This window comes from Microbacterium sp. (assembly GCF_011620715.1).
In the GTDB taxonomy this organism is placed as follows: Bacteria; Actinomycetota; Actinomycetes; order Actinomycetales; family Microbacteriaceae; genus Microbacterium.
The window spans coordinates 26,956-33,218 of sequence record NZ_WOYP01000028.1 but is presented as its reverse complement, the minus strand read 5'-3'; the positions used below and the strand labels follow the sequence as shown (position 1 = coordinate 33,218).

5 protein-coding genes are annotated in these 6,263 nt (G+C 67.7%); 2 read left to right on the top strand and 3 right to left on the bottom strand.

Features of this window, described 5'->3' with window-relative positions:
• Positions 1-852 (bottom strand): NADP-dependent isocitrate dehydrogenase (locus tag QZV84_RS03095; protein ID WP_292825142.1); only part of this gene is annotated, 852 nt, incomplete at its 3' end.
• Positions 853-995: 143 nt separating this feature from the next.
• On the opposite strand from QZV84_RS03095, the gene QZV84_RS03090 reads away from it, so the two are divergent.
• Both QZV84_RS03090 and QZV84_RS03085 read left to right on the top strand, forming a co-directional pair.
• A complete protein-coding gene (locus QZV84_RS03090; RefSeq protein ID WP_292825139.1) occupies positions 996-1,448 on the top strand; it encodes a GNAT family N-acetyltransferase in 453 nt (150 codons plus the stop codon).
• A 192-nt stretch (positions 1,449-1,640) separates the two neighbouring features.
• On the top strand, positions 1,641-2,477 hold the full coding sequence (locus tag QZV84_RS03085; protein WP_292825136.1) for a DUF559 domain-containing protein: 837 nt from the start codon (positions 1,641-1,643) through the stop codon (positions 2,475-2,477).
• 93 nt (positions 2,478-2,570) lie between these two features.
• Here the strand turns inward: QZV84_RS03085 and QZV84_RS03080 are convergent, their stop codons facing one another.
• Together QZV84_RS03080 and QZV84_RS03075 are read right to left on the bottom strand one after the other, a co-directional pair.
• Complete coding sequence (locus QZV84_RS03080) at positions 2,571-4,388, bottom strand: ABC transporter ATP-binding protein (protein ID WP_292825133.1); 1,818 nt, start codon at positions 4,386-4,388, stop codon at positions 2,571-2,573.
• On the bottom strand, positions 4,385-6,208 hold the full coding sequence (locus tag QZV84_RS03075) for an ABC transporter ATP-binding protein (RefSeq protein WP_292825130.1): 1,824 nt from the start codon (positions 6,206-6,208) through the stop codon (positions 4,385-4,387). Before QZV84_RS03075 ends, QZV84_RS03080 begins: the two co-directional genes overlap by 4 nt.
• Between the last annotated feature and the right edge of the window lie 55 nt (positions 6,209-6,263).

Sequence of the window (6,263 nt, the reverse complement as noted above, 5' to 3'; positions counted from 1 at the left end):
GTCGCCGTAGGTCGCGAACACGTCGGGGAAGTACGCCTTGACGACGTGGCCGAAGATGATCGGGTCGCTGACCTTCATCATCGTCGCTTTGAGGTGCACCGAGTAGAGCAGGTCCTCGTCGGCAGCGGTGTGGAGGGTCTCAGCGAGGAACTCATCGAGCGCCGCGGCGGAGAGTACGGTCGCGTCGACGATCTCGCGGGGGAGCACCTTGAGATTGTCCTTGAGGATCGTGACTTCACCATCGCTTCCGGTGTGGCGGACCGTGAGCACATCGTCGTGCGCGGCGACCCAGGACTTCTCGTTCGACTTGAAGTCACCGTGGTCCATCGTCGCGACGCGGGTCTTGGACCCCTCGGCGAAGGGCTTGTTGAGGTGCGGGTGCTTGCGCGCGTAGTTCTTGACCGACGCCGGCGCGCGGCGATCGCTGTTCCCCTCGCGCAGGACGGGGTTGACCGCTGAGCCCTTGATGCGGTCGTACCGGGCGCGGATGTCCTTCTCCTCGAGCGACCGCGCCTCGTCGGGATAGTCCGGGATCTCGAAGCCCTGGGACTGCAGTTCGGCGATCGCCGCCGACAGCTGGGGAATCGAGGCCGAGATGTTGGGGAGCTTGATGATGTTCGCCGAGGGCAGTGTCGCGAGGCCGCCGAGCTCGGCAAGCGCATCGCCCACCTGCTGCTCCGGCGTGAGCTTCTGCGGGAAAGCCGCCAGAATGCGCGCCGCGAGCGAGATGTCCCGCGTCTCGACATCCACCCCTGCCTGGCCGGTCACTGCCTTCACGATCGGCAGGAAGGACGCCGTCGCCAGCGCCGGAGCCTCGTCGGTATGGGTGTAGAAGATCGTCGATTCAGTCACCGGTGATATCTCCGTTCGGGTGGTTCTTCCAGCCTATCGCAACGGCAAAGTATCTTGACATCGAGATACTTCTGCGGATGAATTCCTCGCTGATCACGACTCTCACCGTGCCAACCGAAGGGATTCCCGGATACCCTGTGCCTATGGCTGAGCTCAGATTGGTGGAACTGTCGGCGACGACGATCGTTGCGGTCAACACGCTGGGGCTCAAGCCCGGACAGGAGCAGTTCCTCGCCCCCGTGAGCTACGGTGTGGCGGCCACCGTCGTCAACCCGCAGACGACCTGGCAGCGCGTCGTCGTGGACGGCGACGAGGTCGTCGGCTTCGTCAGCGCCAACTTCGATCCCGACGCGACCGAGGAGCACTTCCGCTCGGTGCTCTGGCGCATCAACGTCGACGCCGACGACCAGGGGCGCGGCGTCGGCCGGTTCGCGGTCGAGCAGCTCATCGAAGAGGCGCGCAGGCGCGGCATGGACCACGTCGACGTCATCTACGAGGCCGGCGAGGGCGGGCCCGAGGCCTTCTTCACCCGCGTCGGCTTCACTCCCCGCGGCGAGACCGAGTACGGCGAGGTCATCGCCGAGATCCGCGTGTAGCGCGGGCGCGGCATCCGGTCGGAGTATCGGGCTACGGTCGGAGGAATCTGCTCGAATCGTCCGACTCTCCGTGGACTCTCCGACGTTGGCGAGGTATGGCCGCGTCTCCTCCCCATCTTCCGTGGTCGGCGCGAGATCCCCTGATCCCCCCTTCGCGGGCCACACGCCCCGTTACCGGACCACACTGGCGCCATGCGGATCGACGAGTGGGTGACGAGCAACGGCGGGATCGTCCATCGCGACACGGCCAGGGGCTGGCCGGACGCGACGCTGCGCCACGCGGTGCGCCAGGGCACGATCCAGGTCGTGCGCCGAACCTGGATCGCGACGGCATCCGCCCCTCCGGACGAACTGGCCGCCGCCCGGGCCGGTGCTCGCGTCGCGTGCGTCTCGGTCGCCCGTGCACGCCGATGGTGGATGCCGGACTCCGTCGATCCGCGGCGGCACCTGAGCCGCCTTCCGCACGCGAAGGCGGTGCCGACGGACCGGAGCGAGGTCATGCACTGGTCGAAGCCTGTCGCTCCGGCATCCGCTCTCAGCCTGCACGAGTCGATCGAGGACGCGCTCGCGCACATCGCTGCATGCGTGCAGCCCGAGGCCGCCCGCACGATCTGGGAGTCGGCGATCCGTATCGAGCGGCTCTCAAGCGATGCTCTGCGCCGCGTGCGCTGGACGAGCCGCGCAGCCGCACGGCTCGCAGACGAAGCGAGCGATCTGAGCGACTCGGGGCTCGAGTCGATCTTCCTCATCCGACTCGGCCCGTGGGGTCTGCCGATCAGACAGCAGACCGTGCTCGCGGGCAGGCCCGTGGACTTTCTGATCGGCGACCGCCTCGTCGTTCAGGTCGACGGCCACGCCTACCATTCGAGCGCGGCCGACCGCGGCCGCGACGCGGCGCACGACGCCGAGCTGCGGCTGCGCGGGTACCACGTGCTGCGCTTCACGTACTCCCAGGTGCTGCACGATTGGCCGGCGGTCGAGCGTTCGATCGCGCGGGCTGTCGCGGCCGGATTGCACCGCTCTCAGTGATGCGAGGGTCGGACGATCGGTGTTCGGTCGGATGATTCTGCGCGAACTCTCCGACCGAAGGCCGATCCTCCGACCGAACGATCACATCACGGGTCAGACGAGGGACTCCCGCCAGGCGGCGTGCAGGCGGGCGAAGCGGCCGTCCCCGCCGATCAGTGCGTCGGGTGAGTCGTCCTCGATGATCTGGCCGTTCTCCATCACGAGCACCCGGTCGGCGATCGCGACCGTGGACAGGCGGTGCGCGATGATGATCGCGGTGCGGTCGGCCAGCAGGGTCTGCAGGGCGTCCTGGATCTGCCGCTCGCTCGGGATGTCGAGCGAGGCGGTCGCCTCGTCGAGGATCAGGACCGCGGGATCGGCGAGGAACGCCCGGGCGAACGAGATCAGCTGACGCTGACCGGCCGACACGCGCCCACCGCGCTTGTTGACGTCGGTCGCATAACCGTCCGGCAGGCGTTCGATGAAGGCATCCGCCCCCACCGCCCGCGCAGCCGCACGGATCTCGTCGAGATTCGCGTCGGGCTTGCCGAGCGCGATGTTGTCGGCGACGGTGCCGCTGAACAGGTAGGCCTCCTGCGTGACCATCACGATCGCGCGGCGGAGGTCCTTCGGGTGCAGGTTGCGCAGATCGATGCCGTCGAGGGTGATCCGCCCGCTGGTGGGGTCGTAGAAGCGCGACACGAGCTTCGCGAGAGTCGACTTGCCGGCGCCGGTGGTGCCGACGAGGGCGATCGTCTGGCCCGCCGGGATCTCGAGTGTGAAGCCCGGCAGGATCGTCCGACCGTCGCTGTAGCCGAACTCGACGTCGTCGAAGCGAAGGTGCCCGCGGGCCTGCCACAGGTCGACGGGCTTTGCGGGATCGGGAACCGTCGGCTCCTCCTCGAGCACGCCCGAGACCTTCTCGAGCGCCGCCGTCGCGGACTGGTACGAGTTCAGGAAGAACGCGACCTCCTGCAGCGGCGAGAAGAAGTTGCGCACGTACAGCACCGCGGCGATGAGCGTCCCGATGAGGATCGAGCCGTCGACGACCCGGATGCCGCCCCACAGCAGCACGAGAGCGACGGTGACCGAGGCCACGGCCATGAGCCCCGGCTCGAACGTGCCGAACAGGCGGATCGAGCGCATGTTGACATCGCGGTACTCGGCGGCGAGTCCGCCGAACTGATCGTCGTTGCGCACCTCCTTGCGGAATGCCTTGACCGCACGGATTCCGGTCATCGTCTCGACGAACTTGACGATGACCTTCGCGCTGACCACACGTGATTCGCGATACACCACCTGCGAGCGCGTGTAGAACCAGCGCATGAGCAGGTACAGGGGCAGGCCCATCACGACGAGGATGACACCGGACTCCCAATCCAGCAGCAGCAGGGCGATCACCGTGAACACGCCGTAGAGCACACCCGAGACGAGCTCGTTGAGCCCGCCGTCCAGCAGTTCGCGGATCGTATCGAGGTCGCTCGTCTGTCGCGAGATGATCCGGCCCGACGTGTACGACTCGTGGAACTCCAGGCTCAGCCGCTGCGTGTGCAGGAAGATCCGCTTGCGCAGGTCGAGCATGACGGACTGCGTGAGGCGTGCCGCGACGACGACGTACCAGCCGATGAGCGCGGCCCCGCCGAGCGCAGTCAGAAGGTACACCGCCACGACGCCGATGGTCGGCATCCAATTCATCTGGTCGATCACCGCGGGCAGCGCGGTGTTGATGCCGTACGCGATCAGCGCGGGTCCGGCCACGCGCAGCGCGCTCGAGACCACGATCACGACGGCGGCGAGCACGAACTGCCATTTGAGCGGCGAGACGAGCGAGCCGAGCAGACGCAGCGAACGACGACGGATGCTGCGACTCTCGTCGCGCGTGTAGTCGGAGCGGTCTTCACCGCTGGTTCCTTCGACGGTCACGGTGCTCACAGAGTCACCTCCCTCGCCCGCATGCGGGCTTGCTCGTCTTCGAGACTCGAGATGACGTGGCGATAGTGGTCGCTGTCGCGCAGCAGCTCGGAGTGCGTGCCGACCGCCGTGATGCGGCCCGCTTCGAGCAGAGCGACGCGATCGGCGAGCGTGACGGTCGAGGGACGGTGGGCCACGACCAGCGCGGTCGTCGCGTGCAGAACCTCGCGCAGCGCGTCTTCGACAAGGGTCTCGGTGTCGACGTCGAGCGCCGACAGCGGGTCATCGAGCACGAGCACCGCCGGCCGTGCGGCCACGGCGCGGGCGAGCGCGAGGCGCTGACGCTGACCACCGGAGAGCGACAGGCCCTCTTCGCCGATGACCGTGTCGACACCGTGCGGAAGGTCCTCCACGAAGCCCGCCTGGGCGACCTGGAGCGCTTCGCGCATGACGGCCTCGGCTTCGGGGCTGCCCGGCTCGAGGTCCTCCCGACCGAGCAGCACGTTGTCGCGGACGCTCTGCGAGAACAGGGTCGCGTCTTCGAACGCCATGCCGACGTGCGTGCGCAGTTCGTGCAGCGTGAGGTCGCGCACGTCCACGCCGTCGAGGGTCACACGTCCGCCGGTCACGTCGTACAGGCGCGAGGGCAGCGTGGTGAGCGTCGTCTTTCCCGAGCCGGTGAGGCCGACCAGCGCCATGGTCTCCCCCGGGCGCAGCACGAGGTCGATGCCGTCGAGCAGATCGCGCTCACTGGAGGCGGCGTCCTGATAGCGGAAGTGGACGTTCTCGAACGCGAGCTCGCCGCGGGGCCGGTCGATCGTGACCGGTTCGGCGGGGTCGAGGATGGTGTTCTCCTCGTCGAACACCTCGAAGATGCGATCGGTCGCGGTGCGCGCGTCGAGCGTGAACGAGAACAGGAAGCCGATCGACTCCATCGGCCAGCGCAGCACCGTCGCCATCGCGAAGAACGCGATCAGCTCGGCGACCTGCAGCTGCCCGAGCTGCACCAGGTAGATGCCTGCACCGAGGCACAGCGCGTAGGCCATGTCGGGCAGCAGCACGAGCCAGAACCAGATCACGCCCACCGCGCGCGCTTTGCGCAACTCGGTCTGGCGCAGCGTCTCGGCCTGTTCGGTGAACTTGTGCAGCGCGTGCTTGCCGCGCCCGAACGCCTTGAGCACGCGGATGCCGTGCACGCTCTCCTCGACCGAGGTCGCGAGATCTCCGGCCTGGTCCTGGCTCTGCCGGGCGAGGGTTCCGTAGGTCTTCTCGAAGCGGTAGCCGGTGTACCAGAGCGGCAGCGAACACACCAGGAAGATCGTGCCGAGCAGCCAGTGCCAGCGGAACAGCAGCAGCGTGCCGATGAAGATCGTCAGGACGTTGACGACCAGCAGCACGAGTCCGAACGCCATCCAGCGGCGCAGCATGCCGATGTCCTGCATCATGCGGCTGAGCAGCTGACCCGACTGCCAGCGATCGTGGAACGAGACCGGCAGCCGCTGCAGGCGCGAGTAGAAGCCCTTGCGCAGGTCGTATTCGACCTTCGTGGCCGGGCCGAGCACGAACCAGCGCCGCAGCCAGACCATCAGCGCTTCGAGCAGACCGAGCACGAGGACCACGGCGGATCCGAGCACGAGCTGGGTGGGATCGCCCGAGCTGATCGGCCCGCGCACGATGACCTCGAGCACGAGCGGGATCGACAGGGCGAGCAGGCTCGCGATGAGCGCGCTGACCGCGCCCATCGTCAGGCGGGGGAGCACCGGCTTGGCGAACGGAAGGAGGCGAGCGAGCGCTCTCAGCGTGGAGGGGCGGCCGTCGTGTGATGCAGCGGTGGAGATCATGATCCTTGTGGGATTGGTTCGCGGTGGGATTGGTTCGCGGTGGGATTGGTTCGCG

Coding starts and splice junctions, on each gene's coding strand:
- QZV84_RS03085 (WP_292825136.1), top strand. CDS start 1,641: ATGCGGATCGACGAGTGGGTGACGAGCAACGGCGGGATCGTCCATCGC.
- QZV84_RS03075 (WP_292825130.1), bottom strand. CDS start 6,208: ATGATCTCCACCGCTGCATCACACGACGGCCGCCCCTCCACGCTGAGA.
- QZV84_RS03090 (WP_292825139.1), top strand. CDS start 996: ATGGCTGAGCTCAGATTGGTGGAACTGTCGGCGACGACGATCGTTGCG.